Below are 17,902 nucleotides of genomic sequence, written 5' to 3'. Positions count from 1 at the left end.
AATAGTCAAAGTAAGAAAGTAAGTACCCCGTATTTCTACGTGGTTTTTATATTTTTTTTACTTTTTTAAAATTTATAAAGTTATTGTAAAACGTTGTAAATCATATTGTAATAAGAGTTAATGGTGATTTGTATTGGTTTTTATGGAAAAATATTCTTATATTTTTTTATGTTTGAATCTAATAAAAGTATATGTTTGTATTTAAAATCATACACAATTATTGAAAAACGGATGATTTTTTTTTCTTAAAATATAAAAGTAGTGATGAAAAAAGGTTATTTTGATGTTAAGTTTGATCTAAAGATTGTGCTATTTTTTGTGCTTTTTTTATTACTTTCAATTTTGTATTTTTTAGTACAATTTTTTAATCGGGTAGACTGTGATACTGCCAAATTTTATGTCTTATCGGAGCACTTTCAAAGTGAAGAATCTGTAGAATTTTATGACAAAACAGAGAACGCAAATACTTGGCTTTGGGACTTTGGAGATGGTTCGGAATTTGATACCAGACAACATACTTTTCACATCTACAAACAGTCAGGAAAATACATTGTTTCACTTACTTTAAATGGAGTTTGTATCCATACCAAAGAGGTCACCATAAGTGATAATCATAGCGTAAATAAAAGTGAAATGCCTACTATTTTTGCCTCCAAAATTATTACTGTGGGTCAGCCCACTTATTTTAGAGGGATAAAAGACGGTGGAAGAACTTGGGAGTGGTCTTTTGGCGAAAATAATGGGATTGATGATACGACTCAAAATCCTGTTTACATATTTACAAAAGCAGGAGAAAAAATTATCACTTTGGTTGCAAATGGTAATTTTAATAGTGTGGCCAGAATTGCTGTTTATGTTCATCCAAAAGAAATTAAAAAAATTAATCCATTAGATGTCGCTTCTTATGAATATGAAAAAGAACCCGAAAAGTTTACTTTGCCAAAAGGGAAAGTACAAAAAGACCCACTAGAAGATATGTTGCAATACATTCCTGTTGCATCCCGTACGGAAGCCAAAAAGGACTCAACAAAGACAGACAAAAAAGCACCAAAAATATCCGAAGATCAATTTGAAATCCTATTGTTAAAAGTGGCTGAGGGTAGTAAAGTAAAAGATGATTTTGAAGAATTTTTATGTGGAAATTACGAAATGCCAGTTGTTAAAAATGGTGAAGATCTTTTGACTTTTGAACAATTCTGTGATAATATTAAAGGAAAAAAGATTCGAATTGACGCCATTCGGTTGAATAAGGATAAAACGACCAATTGTGTCAAAGGGTTGAATATTAGTTACAAAGTTAAATCACTGCTTATTTGGTCCAAAGATTAAAGTAAAATGGAAGAAGAAAAAAATATTTTCAGTCAGCAATTAATCACTGCTTTTGAAATTGCTAAGAAAATTGCTAAGAACAATTCGAATCAGGTTTACACTGCTTCCCATTTATTAAAAGCAATGCTGAATAGGGATTTTTCCCTTTTGAAACAGCTTGAAAGTATGGGAAAAGACGTTTATTATCTGGACGAGTGGGCAGAGGTTCGAATGGAAGATGAGCCCAAAACAAATCATGTTTTGGATGCTGAGCCCAGTGATGTTATCGATGCCATTATCAATGAAGCCGAATTGGTTCGAGTGATGCTCAACGAAGAAACTATTTCGCTTTTTGCTGTAATGGTAGCTTTGAGTTCACCTGGCGTAGGGTTCAATTTTGACCAAATGAAAACCTATCCAATTGCAAGGAACGAATTGTTGGAAGAACAAATTCTGGCCCCGCAAGAAGTTGGAAATTCAGCTAAACAAGAGGTGAAAAAAGGATTTTTAGGAAAGTACTGTATTCATAAAAATTTAGAAAAAAACAAAAAGCATAGAATTGCAATTGGACGTGATACGGAGCTGAATACCATGAAAGAAATTTTGTGTCGTTTCTCCAAACCCAATGTGCTAATAATAGGTGATAGAGGTATTGGTAAATCGACTTTGATTGACAATCTAGTTCTAAATGTGATTCAGAATCAAGTGCCAGATGTGTTGCATAAGGTGCAATTATTTGAGTTGGATTTGTCGTCTTTGATTGCTGGTGCATCTTACAAAGGTGAAATCGAGGATCGTTTGCGTAATTGCATTCAGGAATTAAGACAATACCCAAAATCGATTTTGATTATTGAAGATATTCATACTTTGCTGGATAAAAATGGAGGAGATTCTGGAGTTTCGAATGTATTAAAAGGAGAATTGGCCAAAGGTTTGAACATTATTGCCACATCAACTGTTGAGGAATATTCGAAACGAATAGAGAAGGAGCAAGGCTTGGCAGGAATGTTTGAATTATTGAAATTGGAAGATGCAGATAACGATACTTTGTTTCGAATGATAAAAGAATCGATACAAGTATATCAAGAACATCATAAAATAAAGATTGACGAAGAAACCATTTCTGAATCAATTCGGTTGTCCAGACGGTATTTGAAAGAAAAAAGTTTGCCGGAATCGGCTATAAATTTGATTGATCATACCATGTCGGTTTTGAAAACTTCTGGGGAGACTTTCTTGAAAGAGAAAGAATCTTTGATGAACAAACTTCAAGTTTTGAAAACCAACGAAAAGGAATTGACAGAAGAACAATTACTGAAAGAAGCCAATTGGTTCTTGCAGGATTTGACCAAGAAAACCACTTTTTTGATGGTGGTTGACGATCATAATAGTGAAGAGTTTGAGAAGTCAAAACCGTTATTTCAGTATATTGAATCGTTGTTGCAGACACTTGAAGAAAAGGCATTGGACAAAAGAGTGCATATTGAAGCCTTTGATTTGTCTCTTGTGATTGCTCAAAAAACAGGAATTCCTGTTGGGAAATTAAAAGAAGAAGAAAAAACAAAACTCAATTTGATTGAGGAAGTATTAGGTCATCGCGTGATTGGTCAGGATCATTGTATCGCCACCGTGGCGGGTTCAATTCTGGAATCCCGATCGGGATTGAGTAAATCGGGTCAGCCCATTGCTTCTTTCTTTTTTCTAGGACCTACGGGAACTGGGAAAACGGAGTTGGCCAAAAGTTTGGCTGAGTTTCTTTTTCAAGATGAGACCGCTATTATCCGTTTTGATATGTCGGAGTTCAAGGAAGAACATTCGGCCGCATTGCTTTATGGCGCACCTCCAGGATATGTTGGTTATGAAGAAGGTGGTTTGTTGGTCAACAAAATAAGACAAAAACCATATTCGATTTTGCTTTTTGATGAGATTGAAAAAGCACATACTTCTGTTTATGATGTTTTTCTTCAAATAATGGATGAGGGAAAACTACACGATAGATTGGGAAAAGAAGGCGATTTCTCGAATGCCATTATATTGTTTACTTCGAATATTGGTGCCGATCATATAGTGGAATCGTTTAATAGAAATGAGATTCCAACATCGACTTCATTGATGGAAATTATGGGTCGTTTTTTCAGGCCTGAATTTTTGGGTAGGCTTACGGAAATTGTTCCTTTTGCACCAATCAGTAAAGACAATGCTTTGAAAATATTTGAAGTCCATCTTAAAAAAGAATTCATGGACTTGCTAAAAACCATCAATATTACGGTTGATATTCCTATGGAAGTCAAAATGCATTTGGCCGAAAGTGGTTATAATGCCAAATATGGAGCAAGACCTATTAAAAGTATTATTAGAAGTCATTTGAGAAGACCACTTGCCAAGAAAATTATTTCAGGTGAAGTTCAGGAAGGAGACAAAATGACTGTTTCTATTGAGAATGGCGAAGTGCACTGGACAAAAGAGGTGATTTTGGTAGTCTAATGTGTGTTTTCTATTATGAAAATATAATTCCACTAAAGGTCTTGGTTACGCTTGCGTGAGGGATAGGCCGTACTACCGAAGTAGTGGCAATAGCCCGACGCCGTTGAGGAAAGGGGCTTTGTAAGCAGTGCTATAAGTAAGCCCCTTTTCTCAACGGGGTCACGCCCAATTGATTATTATAGAACAAATATAATTGAAAACCGTTTTGTAAAAGAGACTGTTTCAAAAAAGAGATTCATTCATTTTTTAGAAAATATGAGACAAGAAAGAATAAAAGACAGAGTTTTGAAGAGAGCGGCGAGAGCTTGGGGGTTTTCGGATATTGAGATGGAAACGACTTTTGATCCTGTGGTGAGTTTATTGCTCAATGCCTTGTCTTATGAACTCGAAAAAGTTTCGCATGAATTGGAAGATTCCAAAACTCGTGTGGTGGAGCGTGTCTTGGAAATTATGTTTCCGGAGGTGACTTCAGGAGCCAAGCCGGCTCGTGGAATTCTTCATGCTTTGCCCTTGGAAAACAACCTGAAAGTCTCCCTGAAAAACCAAATGGTAGTGGGGCGCAGGATGCATAATATTTACAATCCGCTGAAACCGATTGTGAAAGAGATTTTTCTTTCGCCAACATTGGAGGTGAAATTGACGTCTTGTAATGTGAAGTATATGGCGTATGAGCGAAATTTGCTGGAAATTTCGAATCTGTTTTACAAAGAACCCGTTCATGGATATAAATCTGTTTTACCAGCTGGTGAAATCATTCTAGGGATTGAAATTACAAGCCCTGATGTTGTGGAACTCGAGGATGTTATGTTGTATATTGATATAAAAAATACGCATCAAAAAGAGATGTTTCAATATTATTTGAAGCAATTGAAATGTTATCATGATGATAAAGAAATAAAGGTGCAAGAGGGATATAATGTCCCTTTTAATGATATGAATATTGATTCCATTATCAATAGAAATTATACTCATTTGGTTGAAGTCTCTCGAGAAGTAAACGAGTTTTATTTTGATAATTTTTTTACTTTAAAAGGGAAAATATCTCCTAAAAATATCTCAGATTATTCGTCAGAATATAAAGTTTTCGAAGCGTTAACTAACGAGAATCAAAACAAAATTGTTTGGATTAAAATGATTTTCCCTGAATCTTTGGTGCCACAAATTATTGACAATGTATCGATAACGACAAATTGTTTTCCGGTAATCAATAAAAAACTGCACTCTTTGACTAGAGAGTTAAGCGGTTTTTTGAGTTATATGGCGCTGGATACTGAGGATAATAATTATTTGGATATTGATACTGTTGTAGATCCATCGGGCAGTCATTACGAAATAAAAGAATTCAATGATGGTATGGTTGATGAAGGAAATGCTGTTTTGAGAACTGGTGGAGTGTCTCGTTTTGATTCAAGAACGGCCTCTGAGTTGTTGCAAAACGTATTAGATTTATTGAAGGATGAGAGTTCTTCGTTTTCGGATCTTGGACAAGATTTTATGAAAAGTGCATTAACTGAGATTAATCAATTACTAGCTTCGGTAGAACAGCAAGCCAAAGAAAGCAGTTTTACCAGAAACAACGCGCCTTATTTGATGATTAGACCCAAGCACAATACGGAGAAAGGTAAAAATTTCACAGCTCAATATTGGTCTACTTGTGCCGAAGATGGTAATGACATCAAAGCAGGAACGGTATTGGAGTCCAAAGACGATTTGTATTTTGTGAGCAAACAAACCACCTTGTTTACCAATACTGTGGGAGGAGTCAATAGACAAAACAATAAAGATCGAATTCTAGCCTACCGTAATGCATTGCTTACGAGAGGCCGAATTGTAACATTTGCCGATATAAAGGCCTTTGCGCACGATCATTTTAAAAACATACTTTTGGAGGTTCGAATTGAAAAAGGTACTCGAAAAGAAGTTTCAATTAAAGCTGGATTTAGTAGAACAGTTGATGTATTCATCAAAACGAATCCAGAAGAAAAGCAACATATTTCTGTAACCGAATGGGATTATCTCTGTGATAGCTTTATGAAGTATTTGAAGCAAAGATCCTCTAATGTATTTCCGTATCGTTTGATTATAGATGAACTTGGAAGGGGAGAATAATTTTTTTTTTGGAGTTTATAATACTAAAAAAGTAGTTTGAAAACGGGAGTGGTTTTTGAACAGCAAAAATTAGTTAAACAAATTATAATAATTGTTATTTATCCTAAACTATTTTGGGGTTTCTTAATGTATTTGTCCAAAATTAATATGAATATTATGTAAATGATAATGCAAATTGAAATTGGTTGAAATGATCGCTTAAAAACAAATGAATCTGTATCTTCATTAGAGAATGAACTCCAACTAGATACTCTTGTCTCAAAGATATCAGTATTTATTATTTTAAGCCAAACAAAAATTAAAAAAGCACCAATGAGTATTGAAATGAAATACTGTTTTTTAAAAATAAAAGTAGACACAAGTTGCATTATAACAATCGGAATGAATATTAGCACAATTGCATGTTTTATTAATACTTCATTAAAAGAGCAATCTATACAACCCGACGATAATTCTTTTGCATATTCTCCCATTGCAATATAGGCTTGAATTATCGTTAGTATTGCACAAAAAAAGCCAATAAAAAAGGGTTTGTAAATTGATTTCATTTTTTTAATTATTTAGAATTGGTTTCTTTCCTTTTCAAATTTATACATCCCATTAAGCAAAATGCCTGCAGGAGAATCACCAGATTTTGGCAAATCAAAGCTCGTTTAGAATTTAATAAAGTTTCATTCCAACCTTTTTTAAACCAATCTTTTGAATTTAAAGAATTGCCGATTTCTTCATCATCTATTATTATATATCCCTTATTCCAATGACACGGATAAGTCTACATACGAAAGCACAGATTTTCAATCCGTACGCGCACAGTACATTTATAAAGTAAAAAAAAGATGGATAAAAAATAAATTGGGAGTGATAATTGAATGGGAAAGAATTGCAAATCCACTATCTTCATAAGAGCCTTGTGGTTGTTAATTGGTTTAAATAAGCTGCCATGATTATTGTTATAAAAGAATCACGGGAGGAGTACTGTCACTTAGTTTAAATTTATTTTATCAATTTTCTCCAATACAACTGAATCTTTATCATAAAGGGTCGTATGTCGAGCCGCCTTTTCTTGATCGTCTTTTGCTTTGATAATTACTATTTTCGCAATCAGATTGCTTTTATATTCTTCAATACTCCCGTTTTGATTATCTCTGGCTGCTTCATAGACATAGTTACTGTAATTTACAAAACTTTCTTTTTTATAAAAAAGAATTGTAAAATTACTGAAATTATTTATCTTATAATTTTCACTTACAAATTCATTCAATTTTAGCTGAAAATCATTTTGAGTTAAATTACTAAAATTTGAAATTTGATAGTATTGAAGTAATTCTTTCGTGCTAAATAAATTAGAATCTAGTCCCTTTCCTGTTAGTAATTGCTCATTAAATTCTTTATCAATTGGCTCAATAATCATAATATTGTTATTAGTACAACTATAGAAGTTGATAATTAGTAAAATGTTTAAAAGTAAAATATTTTTTTTCATATTTATAGATTATTTAAAGACTAGAAAACCACTTTTTTGTTATAATGATTCTAGAATAACAAATTTAAAATGTGCCTTTTAATTCTTCAGCTATATCCAATTTAGTTATAAAAGGCTTAAACCCTTTATAGTGCTGCAATACAAACCAACTATAGAAGATGTCTTTGTCAAATTTTTGAATATCTGGATAATCTAAACCAAAATGGTCCCAATAAATATATTCTAATTTCATTTGAAAAGTATTTTTATTTACTTTAAAATCTGTAATGTAGATCTGATATGCCCATACATCATTAATTGTAATTCCTAATCCACTAAACCAATCACCAAATTTTGGATTGTCGACTTTATCTCTTACTAGTTTTTCATACAATAATCCTTTAGAGTCATCAATAATTTCTAACTTTTCAATATTTCCTTTATTCTCTTTTAAGTATTCCTTAATGACTTTTTTTGTTGCCGAGATAAATGTCTTGGAATTTTCATGACCTATTACTGCGGAAGTTAATTTCTTATTTGTATATTCACCTCCCGTATTTTGCTCCATCTTATCAACCATTTCTATAGCGACTGTCTCTATTTCGCCACTAGAATAGCCTTTAATATCATTTCTAAATATTTTAAATAAATCATCAGTAGATTTATCTAAAAAGCTTTTTATTTTTTCAATTTTTAAATCAGATTGTTTTTTTGCGTTATCAGTTCGAGAATTCACATTATAAAAACTATTTTGTTTCTCAACATTATATGTTTCATCAAATAATTGTTTTCGTAATTTTTCATATCCTACAGCATCAATAGAATAATCTTTATACAGCATATCTAAGGCAGTGCCATTATTCTCTCTGTTTTTTCCTTTTCTTCTTGATCCTTGAAGAATTAAAATTGGGAACTTCACTTTCTTCAAACTAAGCTCTACACTAACGCTTTCATCTGCTTTTTGGTAAAAAGCATAAACTTTTCCTTTTTCAAATTCCTGATTGATTTTAAGATTAATAATTATCTTATCTCCGTCTAATTTGTTGAGAGAAGCTACTCCATTTATAATTAAGCGATCACCTTGGTCAAATTTTATAGACCATTTTAGTAATGCAATCTCTTCTTTTTTTGGTTTTCTAGAAGTTGTTGCTTTGTAAATATAGGAAGTCCCTAAATTAATTTTTTTAATTAGTTTGCCTTTGTCATCAAATGGACCTTCAACTTTGGTAATTCTAATGTCTGTTGGTGGTTTACGTTCTTTGTTTTTGTCATAATCTACACCTTTTGCGCCATTTTGGACAACTTTTGCTTCTGATTGATTAACTATTTGACCGCCATCTTCTCTAATACTACCAGATACATTTTCTTTAAAATTAGTAGCATAAATATTTATTACACCCATACCTTAAGCATTTAATGATTTTTCACCGGATAGATTCTGAATTTTGCCTTTGCTATTTTGTACGTGTTCTTTTACCGAAATAGCTTCGATTTTGCCAGAAGCATTTCTCGTGATGTCTTTAGCATCTGCTGAATAATTATCGCTTGCTATCTTTGTTATGTTTTTTGCCATCAACATATAATCTGCAGTTGCTATTTGATTTATATTTGCTCCTGATGTATCTATTATGTCATTTCCAGCACTTGAGGATATATTCTCCCCAGCACTTACAGTTACGTTTTTTCCTGCCGTTATACTTACATTCTCCCCAGCATTTACTGTGAAATTCTTAGGAGCAGTCACGTCAATATTTCCCTGACCATCCATTTTCCAAGTATTACCAGACGGGTCTTCGATAAAAACACTTCCCTCGGCATCGTTAAAAATCATTTTGGTACCGGAGCGGGTGTGAATTACCTTTTGGTCATTGCCACTAGTGTTGTAACCTGAACTTTCGCTACCGTTGTAGTTTGTTCCCATTATATAAGGTCTTTCGGCACTTCCTCCTTCAAAACCTACTAGGACTTCCTCGTCGATTTCCGGGATGAAATAAAAACCTTTTCCAGCTCCTGCGTGGGGTTGTATAAGGCGCATCCAGTCGCTCTTCCTGTTTCCTCCAGCCCAGTAAAATTCTACTTTTACTCGACCTAAACCGTCGGGGTCGTTGTTGTCGATTACTTTGGCGGGTTGACTTTCGGCTTTGGCGTAAGCGTGTACATCTGTGTAATGTGGCGCACCAACATCCGAGGGGATGGCTTTGAAAGCACAAGTATAATTCCCTTGTACTTCCGAGTGATGCGTGGCTTCTATTACAACTAAATTATGTTCTACTGTGTTGTTTACAATCGTAAATTTTTGACCTATTCCAAGCGGAAGATAAGAAACACCGCTGTAAAAAATACTGTTGGCATCTTTTCCATTGGTTTGCAGTTTGACCATTTCGGCAAGTGCACTAGAATCGGGTGCTTGTGCAGTATAGGCACCTACTTCCAAGTCGGGTTGTCTTACGGCTCCTTGTCTGTATCCAACAGCCGTTGCAAATCCGTCTCCGCTTCCGGTAGTGGTTTTGGCAGCCGCATTTTTGATGTTTGAGGCGCTGTTGTAATCATAACCACCCAGCGATTCTTTGTGAGAATGCAATAGGGTTTGTATCTTGAAATGATGCAAAGAGGCACCGTTGGTGAGTTTTACTTTGCTGGGTTTTAACTGTCCAAATTGCATGCGCATTCCATCGTGATAAAACCATTGTCCGTAACGTTGTGCTAGCCTTTTCAAGAAATCAAAGTTGGTTTCGTTGTATTGTGGCATATAGGCAAGGTTGGGGTCGTAGGTTGGGATGATGGCTTCACGATTGTAAAAATCACCCGGACCTTCGGCTAGAATATTTTTTACAATGGTTTCTAAATCTTGTTCTATAAAGGTCCTTGACCTTTTCATGTCGTCTAGAAAAATGCTATGGCTTATTCCCGTTACATGCAAACCTGCGGGACTTCCATGTAAATCAATAGATTCGAGTGAATTGATTACTCCTTTGGCCATCAATTGTACTCCAGTAAGGCTTTTGAAAGTAAAGATTACATCACGTCCTAAGTAATCTCGTATGGCTTTGGCTTGAGCGCTGGGTTCTATAATGGCGGTATTGGTGTATTGCCACACAAACGAAAAATGGTGGTGATCTGCCATTTTCTGTTCCAATTTCAAATCATAATAAATCACAGTTGGCGCGAAACCGCTAATGTCTAAATGTACTTGTTCTGCGTATGTAATCATGAGGTTGGGGTTTAATCGGTTATCAGTTAAAGGTTGTCGGTTGTCAGTTAAGAGTTAAGATCTTTTTAGGATATATTTTACTCTTCTACTACTTACTGCGACTGAAAACTAAAAAAGTCACTAGTCTAAAGCGATCCAGTTGTTTGAAAATTTGGCGTCTCCAAAGACAATGTCTTTTGCAATTATCTCAAGGGTTATTTTCATCGGGATATCTGTTGTGCTGGTAAACTGTTCGTGGTAATTGATGCAAAAAGCTTTTTTGAAGGTTAGCTCTTTCATTTTACTCAAAGCGTCTCTGCGATAAAAAATTATTTTGCCATCTTTTGTCAATTCGCTGTTGAGCATCCAAGATAGAAATTTTGTGTTTTGTGTGGCTTCAACGGTAAGTTTTATCGCGCCACCTTTTGGCCCACCTATGGGCTTGCCAGTAGTGTCTGTTCCTTGTTTGAAATCAATATTAAATTCGAGTACATTGTACTCTTCTCCGTCAACATGAAAGGTAGATAAAAAACTCATATTTTATAATTTTGGTTTTTGACTTTTTTGAAATTTCAGGATATAGATTTTGATTTAAAAATAAGTCCTAAATAATATGAAATTGTAAAAGCTTTATTTGTAACACAAAAAAGGAAGTCCGTAAATAGACTTCCTTTAAAGGTTCAAGCTTAAAGAAGTTTGACAAAGTCTCTAGGATTATACCCAGGCATTGTCAAATTCTCCTCCACCCATTGCAATTTTACGAGCTGAAATCATAAAAGTTTCTGTTAACGGATTCTCACCAGTGTGGTCAAAGTTTTCTTTGTACTTCACCATGTAAGCTTCTGTAAACTTCAATTCTTTTAGAGTTGCGTTTGAATCGCGTTTGATGAATTTTACTGACCCATCTTTTCTTTCGAAATTGTTGGTCATCCATTCAAACAATTCTGTTCCTCCAGTAGATTCTACCTCTACCATGATTCTGCCTCCACGAGTTACTGTAGATGGACGCCCTGAAGCGTCAGTTTCTTGTGCTAAATCGTAGCTTACAGAAAGTACTTTGTAATCTTTCCCACCTACGGTCAATGTTGTTGAAAATGACATAATAAAAATGTTTTAGTTATAAATTTATTTATTTACAAAGTAAAACTACCAAAAAATTCGTACACTATTTTGTAGGAATGTTAATTTTTTGTTAAATATGAATTTTCTTAGTAAAAATGGTATTTAGGAACGTTTTTAGGGGTCTATTTATTAAAAAATGAGTTGATTTTATAGTGCAATTAGTTCAATAGTGTTAATTATTTCTGTCAATAAATGTCTATAAATAGAGATTTGTCTTTCAAAAATATTTATTTTGAATGATTAAATAAGAAAAAAACTAAAAAAAAGACTTGTTCTTTCGAGTACTTTTACGTAGGTTGTTTTTGTTGTAATGATGTTAAATCTTGTAGGAAATATTGAGATGTAAAAGCCTGATTGTCTATTCAATTTTATTTTTAATAACAACTGATAAACATCATATTTTTGCTCAAATTTCTATTCTAAATTTACATTATAATTTAAAGAAAAGGCGTTATGAGACAGCATGTTCCCGTGTCAACTATTATGACCAAAAATATTATTAAACTGACAATTTCGGATGATTTAACTAAAGCCGAATCTCTTTTCAAGCATCATAAAATCAGACATATTCCTGTGGTTAATGGTGCAACAATAATTGGAATGTTAAGTTATACTGATTTATTACGTATATCCTTTGCTGATGCGATAGATGATGATGAGGAGGTTATAGATACTACCGTTTACAATATGTTTACAGTTGAACAAGTAATGGCAAAAAAATTAATTACAATTACTCCAGAAACAACTATTAAAGAAGCAGCGGAGATATTGGCACATAATGAGTTTCATGCTTTGCCGGTATGTGTAGATCATTTATTGGTTGGGATTGTTACGACTACTGATTTGATCAAATATTTAATTGATCAGTATAAATAAGGAATGTAAGATTAAGTGTTTACTAAAGAAAGTCCCAATGTAGCTTTGTTGCTTATTGGGACTTTTGTATTTTAATGCTAAATAGCCTTTATTATTGTTGTTGTTTGGTAATAACGAAAGTTTTGAAATTCGAAAATTTGGGGTACTTTCCGATGAAACTATGATTTTAAACTGTTGTCAGTTTTTTTAAATCAGCTACAGTTTGTGTTGGGTTTTCGGCTTTGAAGACAAAACTTCCCGCAACAAGTACATCGGCACCCGCTTCGACCAATTGCAAAGCGTTTTTGTTGGTTACCCCGCCATCAATTTCTATGATAGTTGACGCTCCTTTTCTGGTAATTAGGTCTTTTAGTTTTTTTACTTTCGCGTATGTGTTTTCTATAAAAGATTGTCCTCCAAAACCTGGATTTACACTCATGATGCAAACCATATCGATGTCGTTGATTACATCTTCCAATAAATCAATACTAGTGTGTGGGTTTAATGCTACTCCTGCTTTCATACCTTCGGCTTTGATGGCTTGAAGGGTTCTGTGCAAATGGGTGCAAGCTTCGTAATGTACGGTCAAAATATCTGTTCCCAATGCTTTGAATGTTTTGATGTATTGGTCTGGATTGACTATCATCAAATGGACATCTACTGTTTTTTTGGTATGTCTTGTAATAGCTTCAAGTACTGGCATTCCAAAAGAAATATTGGGTACAAAAACACCATCCATAATGTCAATATGAAACCAATCGGCCTGGCTGTTATTGATCATTTCGATGTCACGTTGTAAATTGGCGAAATCGGCGGCCAAAACTGATGGAGCAATAATTGTATTCTTCATTGTGTAGTTTTTACGTTGAGATGCACTGCAATGCATCTTTACTAGTTTGTAGTTTTTTGCAAAATTAGTTTTTTTAACTGCAAAGGCATAATGATTTTTGATTTAAGATTAACGATTTTTGATTTTGGACTGTTTAAAAATAGGGATTGAATGTGTTCTTATTTTTCTTAATCTCTTAATGTTTCAAATTTTAAAAGATTTCTTGCAAAACGATTTAAGTTTATAATGGTTAGTTTATGTTTTAAAAAATAAAACTCCGGTAATCAGCCGGAGTTTCAATCATCAATCAAAAAACGAACAGTTAATCAGACTGTTGTTCATTTTGAATTAAAAGATTTAAACCTTAAAGTATCTAAAAATTTTAATTTGGGGGATATTTTAAATTAACCTAAATACGTTTTCAAGATTTTACTTCTAGAAGTGTGTTTCAATCTACGAATTGCTTTTTCCTTGATTTGACGTACACGCTCACGAGTCAAGTCAAAAGTTTCACCAATTTCTTCGAGTGTCATTGGGTGTTGATCGCCAAGACCAAAGTACAAACGCACCACATCGGCTTCTCTTGGTGTCAATGTTTCTAGGGAACGTTCTATTTCAGTTCGCAATGATTCGTGAATTAATTCTCTGTCTGGATTTGGAGATTCACCTGAACGCAATACATCGTAAAGGTTAGAGTCTTCACCTTCTACAAGAGGTGCATCCATTGATAAGTGACGTCCAGAGTTTTTCATAGACTCTTTTACATCATTTACGGTCATATCAAGTTCTTTTGCAATTTCTTCAGCAGAAGGTGGGCGCTCATTAGATTGCTCTAATAAGGCATACATTTTGTTGATTTTATTGATAGAACCAATTTTGTTTAAAGGCAAACGAACGATACGAGATTGTTCTGCCAAAGCTTGAAGAATCGATTGACGAATCCACCATACGGCGTAAGAGATGAATTTGAATCCACGAGTTTCATCAAAACGTTGTGCTGCTTTAATCAAACCAAGATTTCCTTCATTGATCAAATCGGGTAGGGTAAGACCTTGATTTTGGTATTGTTTGGCTACCGAAACCACGAAACGTAAATTGGCTTTTGTCAATTTCTCTAGGGCTCTTTGATCCCCAGCTTTAATTCTTTGAGCTAATTCTACTTCTTCGTCAGCGGTAATAAGGTCAACTTTACCAATTTCTTGTAAATATTTGTCTAATGAAGCGGTTTCACGATTGGTAACCTGCTTGGTGATTTTAAGTTGTCTCATGTTTTTGTCTCCTCAATTTTTTAAGTGTACAAGTTATTATACGTATGCTGTTTCAAAAAAGTTACAAAAGTTTAATCTTTTTTATTAAAAATAAAAAATACCTGTCTCAAAAAAATGAAACAGGTATTTCAAACTAATTTAATTGTTAATTGGAAAGCATTAGTTATACAAGAAATAGACTAAATGGCATTAGCTATTTTTTATTATGATTAATCTATTTCATCAAAATTGATGATTCTATCAAATATTTGTTTTAAAAATAAAACCATTAAGAAAATACCTGCGCCTAAGATCAAGTGATCTGATGTAAACAGTAATGGGTCGTCTAGGATGTCATATAAACTCGGGATTATGAGGCACAATGACGCTATAAGTCCAATCCAAGGATTGAGTTTGTTAAAAATGGATTTGAGTTGCATATTTTTTTGGTTGTTAAGTTCTAGTCTCATGGTGGTGTTTTTTGGATTTTAATTCTAAAGTAAATTTACAGCAGTAATTAGTGTTTTAAAAAAGCAATGTCATGAAATGGGTTTTTGTTGTTATGAGTGCCAATAATTTTTGATTGTACGCAAAAAACTTTCTGCACACGAAGAGACATGCGAGATTCCCATAGCTATAGGAACTAACATAGAAGTTTTTATTATAACGAACGGTTCTCGATACAATTTTCAGAAAAAGCTATTCGCATTTTCTGAAAATTTACTCGAACTGACGACCGAAACGTCATTATATATTGCTTTTTTTAGAATAAAAATTACACCTCGCAATGACATACGAGCGCAAAACCAATTCCTAAGACAAAATATTCATTTTCTTGATGAAATCTTTATAGGAGTCGCTTAGGTTTATTTTGTGGTTTCCTTTTAGGATGACAAGGTTGTCGGCTAGGATGATTTCTTCAATTTTGTCGGTGTTTACAATGTAGTTCCTGTGGGTACGGGTGAATTTGTTTTTGTCTAGTAAGTCACTGATTTTGGTGAGCGAAATTAAGATGACAAATTTTTCTTTCTCGGTGATGATGTTGCAATAACGGTCTTCGACTTCGATGTAGAGTATGTCTTGAAGGGACACTTTCTTGAGTGCGTTTTTCTTTTTGATGAACATGCAATCATTGCTGATTACGGTGTCTTGGTCTTCGCTCAGGAAAACATTGGTTTGCTCATAGAATTTTTCGACAGCCATTTCCAATGCGTAGAGAATTTCCAGTTCGTTGAAGGGTTTCATCAGGAAGCTGAAAGGCTTGGTGAGTTTGGCTCTCTCAAAAATTTGGCGGTCTTGTGAACTGGTCAAAAACACAAACGGCTTTGATGCATTTGGTACAATGTTGATGGTCTCGGCAAAGGTTATTCCGTCTGGTTTTCCGTCGAGGAAGACATCGATTACGATGATGTCCACGGGGTTTTGGTAGAATAAAGTTAGGGCATCTGTATAATTTCTGGCAACTCCTACAATGTTGTATTTGTTGGCCAGTAAGACTTTGCTCAGTGCATCACTTTGCTCTGGAGTGTCTTCTATAATAAGTACATTGATGTTATCCATTTTGTTCTGTTTTTGGGAACGAAAGTATCATTTTGGTTCCTTTGTTGAGTTCGCTTTCTATGGCTAGTGTTCCTCCGTTTTTCTTGATCATTTGTTTGCACAATTGCATTCCAAGGCCAGTTCCTATTATTTCCGAATTGCTTTTCTTGGCCAATAGTTCATTGTCTTCGAGCAACTCGTTTATGGTGTTTTGATTCATACCCAAACCGCTGTCCTGAATCACTAGTTGGCAAAAATCGGTATGGGTTTCGACTGTGTAAAAACTAATTTTGCTGTTCTCTGGGGAGAATTTGATAGCATTGTCGAGCAGGTTGCGCAAAACAATTTTTAGCGAATCGAGATCCACGAAGATAAAACTATTTTTGGAAACGGCGTTCTCAAAAGCAATGCTTTTGTCGAGCAGTAACGGTTTGTAGTTGTATTCTATTTGTTGCACGATGGAATACAAATGCACCGAATCTTTGCTGAAATACAACTGTTTGGTTTGCAACAAAGCCCAATGGAGCAAGTTGTCGAGCAAACTGTAGGCGCCGTTTGCAATGGCGCTATTTTGATGCAGGAGCTGGTCGAGCTCACTGTAGTTTTTGGTTTCTAGCGAAGTGGTCAATTTGGCATTGCTGGTTTTGAGCGCGTTGACTGAGGAGCGCAAATCGTGGCTCACTATGGAGAACAATTGATCCTTGGTAGTATTGAGCTCGTCTAGTTTTTCTTTTTGAGTGAGGATGATTCTAGCATTTTTTACTTTTTGTGCATAGATATAAACGCCTCCTACTAATAGCAATAATAAACCCAATGTAGAAAAAAACATCGTATTTCGTTGGGTGTCTTTTAGTTTGTTTTCGACCTTAAGTACCGATATTTGTTTTTGTTTTTGCGCTACCGCATATTTTTTCTCATAGTCTGCGAGTGCCCAGACTTTGTTTTGATTGTATAGGGAATCATTCCATTGCTCTGATTCTTTTCTGTATACTAATGCTTGTTTGAAGTTGCCTCTGTTTTCTTCTACTGCTGCCATGTTAAAAGAAGAAAGGTATTTTTTGTCAAAATCTTTTATTTGTTTGGATAACAAATAGGCTTGCTCAAAATAATGTATAGCTTGTTTGTCTTTGTATTGTGCATAGTATAGATTTGCTAAACTATTATATGCATTATATAATTCAGTTTTATTTATATTTTCCTCTTTCGATTGTAAATTTTTAATTAAATATTTTTCTGCTTCCTTATATTTTTTCAAACAACTATAAGTATTTCCTAGTCCTTCATATATTTTGTTTATGCTATAAGTCTGTTTTTGAATTAAAGGCTTTTTTATAACTTCTTCATAATAATAAATTGCATTTTTAAATTCTCTTAATTCAAGTAGAACTCCACCTAAGTAAATTTGAGTTAATGGGTAAAATGTGAATTGATTAGAAACTTGTAAGTATTCTTTTTTGGCTTCTTTAAAAAGTTTTTTACTATAAAAACCTGTTCCTCTAAAAAAATGACAATAATCATTCAATTCTTTATGTTTATTTAAACTCAATTGTTTCATGGAATATACAATTGAGGAATCCCAATCTTTTTTTAAAAAAAAAGATTGGGATTTAATAAAATTTATTTCAGATTTATATTCAACTACTTTTTTTTGTAATTTTTTTTTTACAATATCATTTTCTGATTTATCTTGAGAATGAAGAATCAAAGGAAATGAGAATAGTATTGAAATTAAATACAATTTGAATTTTATCATTATA

15 protein-coding genes are annotated in these 17,902 nt (G+C 33.8%); 4 read left to right on the top strand and 11 right to left on the bottom strand.

Going from position 1 to position 17,902, the window contains the following annotated elements; all coding sequences use genetic code 11:
- Positions 1-264 precede the first annotated feature (264 nt).
- The 3 genes from OYT91_RS10380 (at position 265) to OYT91_RS10370 (ending at position 5,901) form a co-directional block, all read left to right on the top strand.
- Entirely contained in the window at positions 265-1,329 is a 1,065-nt protein-coding gene (locus OYT91_RS10380) for a PKD domain-containing protein (RefSeq protein ID WP_281237904.1), read from the top strand.
- A gap of 6 nt (positions 1,330-1,335) precedes the next feature.
- Positions 1,336-3,792 (top strand): AAA family ATPase, encoded by a 2,457-nt coding sequence (locus OYT91_RS10375; RefSeq protein WP_281237903.1) that lies wholly within the window; start codon positions 1,336-1,338, stop codon positions 3,790-3,792.
- Positions 3,793-4,047: 255 nt separating this feature from the next.
- Positions 4,048-5,901, top strand: coding sequence for a type VI secretion system baseplate subunit TssF (locus tag OYT91_RS10370; protein WP_281237902.1), 1,854 nt, complete (start codon positions 4,048-4,050; stop codon positions 5,899-5,901).
- A 98-nt stretch (positions 5,902-5,999) separates the two neighbouring features.
- On the opposite strand, the gene OYT91_RS10365 is transcribed toward OYT91_RS10370, so the two are convergent.
- The 6 genes from OYT91_RS10365 to tssD (OYT91_RS10340) all read right to left on the bottom strand — a co-directional run bounded on the left by OYT91_RS10365 (position 6,000) and on the right by tssD (OYT91_RS10340) (position 11,654).
- A complete protein-coding gene (locus tag OYT91_RS10365) occupies positions 6,000-6,449 on the bottom strand; it encodes a hypothetical protein (protein WP_281237901.1) in 450 nt (149 codons plus the stop codon).
- A 434-nt stretch (positions 6,450-6,883) separates the two neighbouring features.
- Positions 6,884-7,384 carry a hypothetical protein gene (locus OYT91_RS10360; RefSeq protein ID WP_281237900.1) on the bottom strand — a complete coding sequence of 167 codons (501 nt, stop codon included), beginning with the start codon at positions 7,382-7,384 and terminating at the stop codon, positions 6,884-6,886.
- Positions 7,385-7,448: 64 nt separating this feature from the next.
- On the bottom strand, positions 7,449-8,765 hold the full coding sequence (locus OYT91_RS10355) for a DUF3289 family protein (protein ID WP_269221850.1): 1,317 nt from the start codon (positions 8,763-8,765) through the stop codon (positions 7,449-7,451).
- A 3-nt stretch (positions 8,766-8,768) separates the two neighbouring features.
- Positions 8,769-10,574 carry a type VI secretion system Vgr family protein gene (locus OYT91_RS10350; protein WP_281237899.1) on the bottom strand — a complete coding sequence of 602 codons (1,806 nt, stop codon included), beginning with the start codon at positions 10,572-10,574 and terminating at the stop codon, positions 8,769-8,771.
- Positions 10,575-10,694: 120 nt separating this feature from the next.
- A complete protein-coding gene (gene tssD, locus OYT91_RS10345; protein ID WP_269221852.1) occupies positions 10,695-11,090 on the bottom strand; it encodes a type VI secretion system tube protein TssD in 396 nt (131 codons plus the stop codon).
- Between the two features lie 177 nt (positions 11,091-11,267).
- On the bottom strand, positions 11,268-11,654 hold the full coding sequence (gene tssD, locus OYT91_RS10340) for a type VI secretion system tube protein TssD (protein ID WP_160376505.1): 387 nt from the start codon (positions 11,652-11,654) through the stop codon (positions 11,268-11,270).
- A 474-nt stretch (positions 11,655-12,128) separates the two neighbouring features.
- Between tssD (OYT91_RS10340) and OYT91_RS10335 the strand changes: the two genes are divergently transcribed.
- Positions 12,129-12,551, top strand: a complete 423-nt coding sequence (locus OYT91_RS10335) for a CBS domain-containing protein (RefSeq protein ID WP_281237898.1) — start codon at positions 12,129-12,131, stop codon at positions 12,549-12,551.
- Positions 12,552-12,717: 166 nt separating this feature from the next.
- Here OYT91_RS10335 and rpe read toward each other — a convergent pair whose 3' ends face one another.
- The 5 genes from rpe to OYT91_RS10310 form a co-directional block, all read right to left on the bottom strand.
- A complete protein-coding gene (rpe, locus tag OYT91_RS10330) occupies positions 12,718-13,380 on the bottom strand; it encodes a ribulose-phosphate 3-epimerase (protein ID WP_269221853.1) in 663 nt (220 codons plus the stop codon).
- Positions 13,381-13,763: 383 nt separating this feature from the next.
- The gene (locus OYT91_RS10325; RefSeq protein ID WP_007804760.1) at positions 13,764-14,627 is read right to left on the bottom strand and encodes a sigma-70 family RNA polymerase sigma factor; all 864 of its coding nucleotides are present in this window, start codon (positions 14,625-14,627) and stop codon (positions 13,764-13,766) included.
- 209 nt (positions 14,628-14,836) lie between these two features.
- A complete protein-coding gene (locus OYT91_RS10320) occupies positions 14,837-15,076 on the bottom strand; it encodes a hypothetical protein (RefSeq protein ID WP_281237897.1) in 240 nt (79 codons plus the stop codon).
- Positions 15,077-15,419: 343 nt separating this feature from the next.
- The gene (locus tag OYT91_RS10315; protein WP_281237896.1) at positions 15,420-16,166 is read right to left on the bottom strand and encodes a LytR/AlgR family response regulator transcription factor; all 747 of its coding nucleotides are present in this window, start codon (positions 16,164-16,166) and stop codon (positions 15,420-15,422) included.
- Positions 16,159-17,898 (bottom strand): tetratricopeptide repeat-containing sensor histidine kinase, encoded by a 1,740-nt coding sequence (locus tag OYT91_RS10310; RefSeq protein WP_281237895.1) that lies wholly within the window; start codon positions 17,896-17,898, stop codon positions 16,159-16,161. The genes OYT91_RS10315 and OYT91_RS10310 overlap by 8 nt, the downstream gene beginning before the upstream one ends.
- Positions 17,899-17,902 lie beyond the last annotated feature (4 nt).

The organism is Flavobacterium praedii, from assembly GCF_026810365.1.
GTDB classification, from domain to species: domain Bacteria; phylum Bacteroidota; class Bacteroidia; order Flavobacteriales; family Flavobacteriaceae; genus Flavobacterium; species Flavobacterium praedii.
This window is presented reverse-complemented; position numbering and strand designations above follow the sequence as displayed.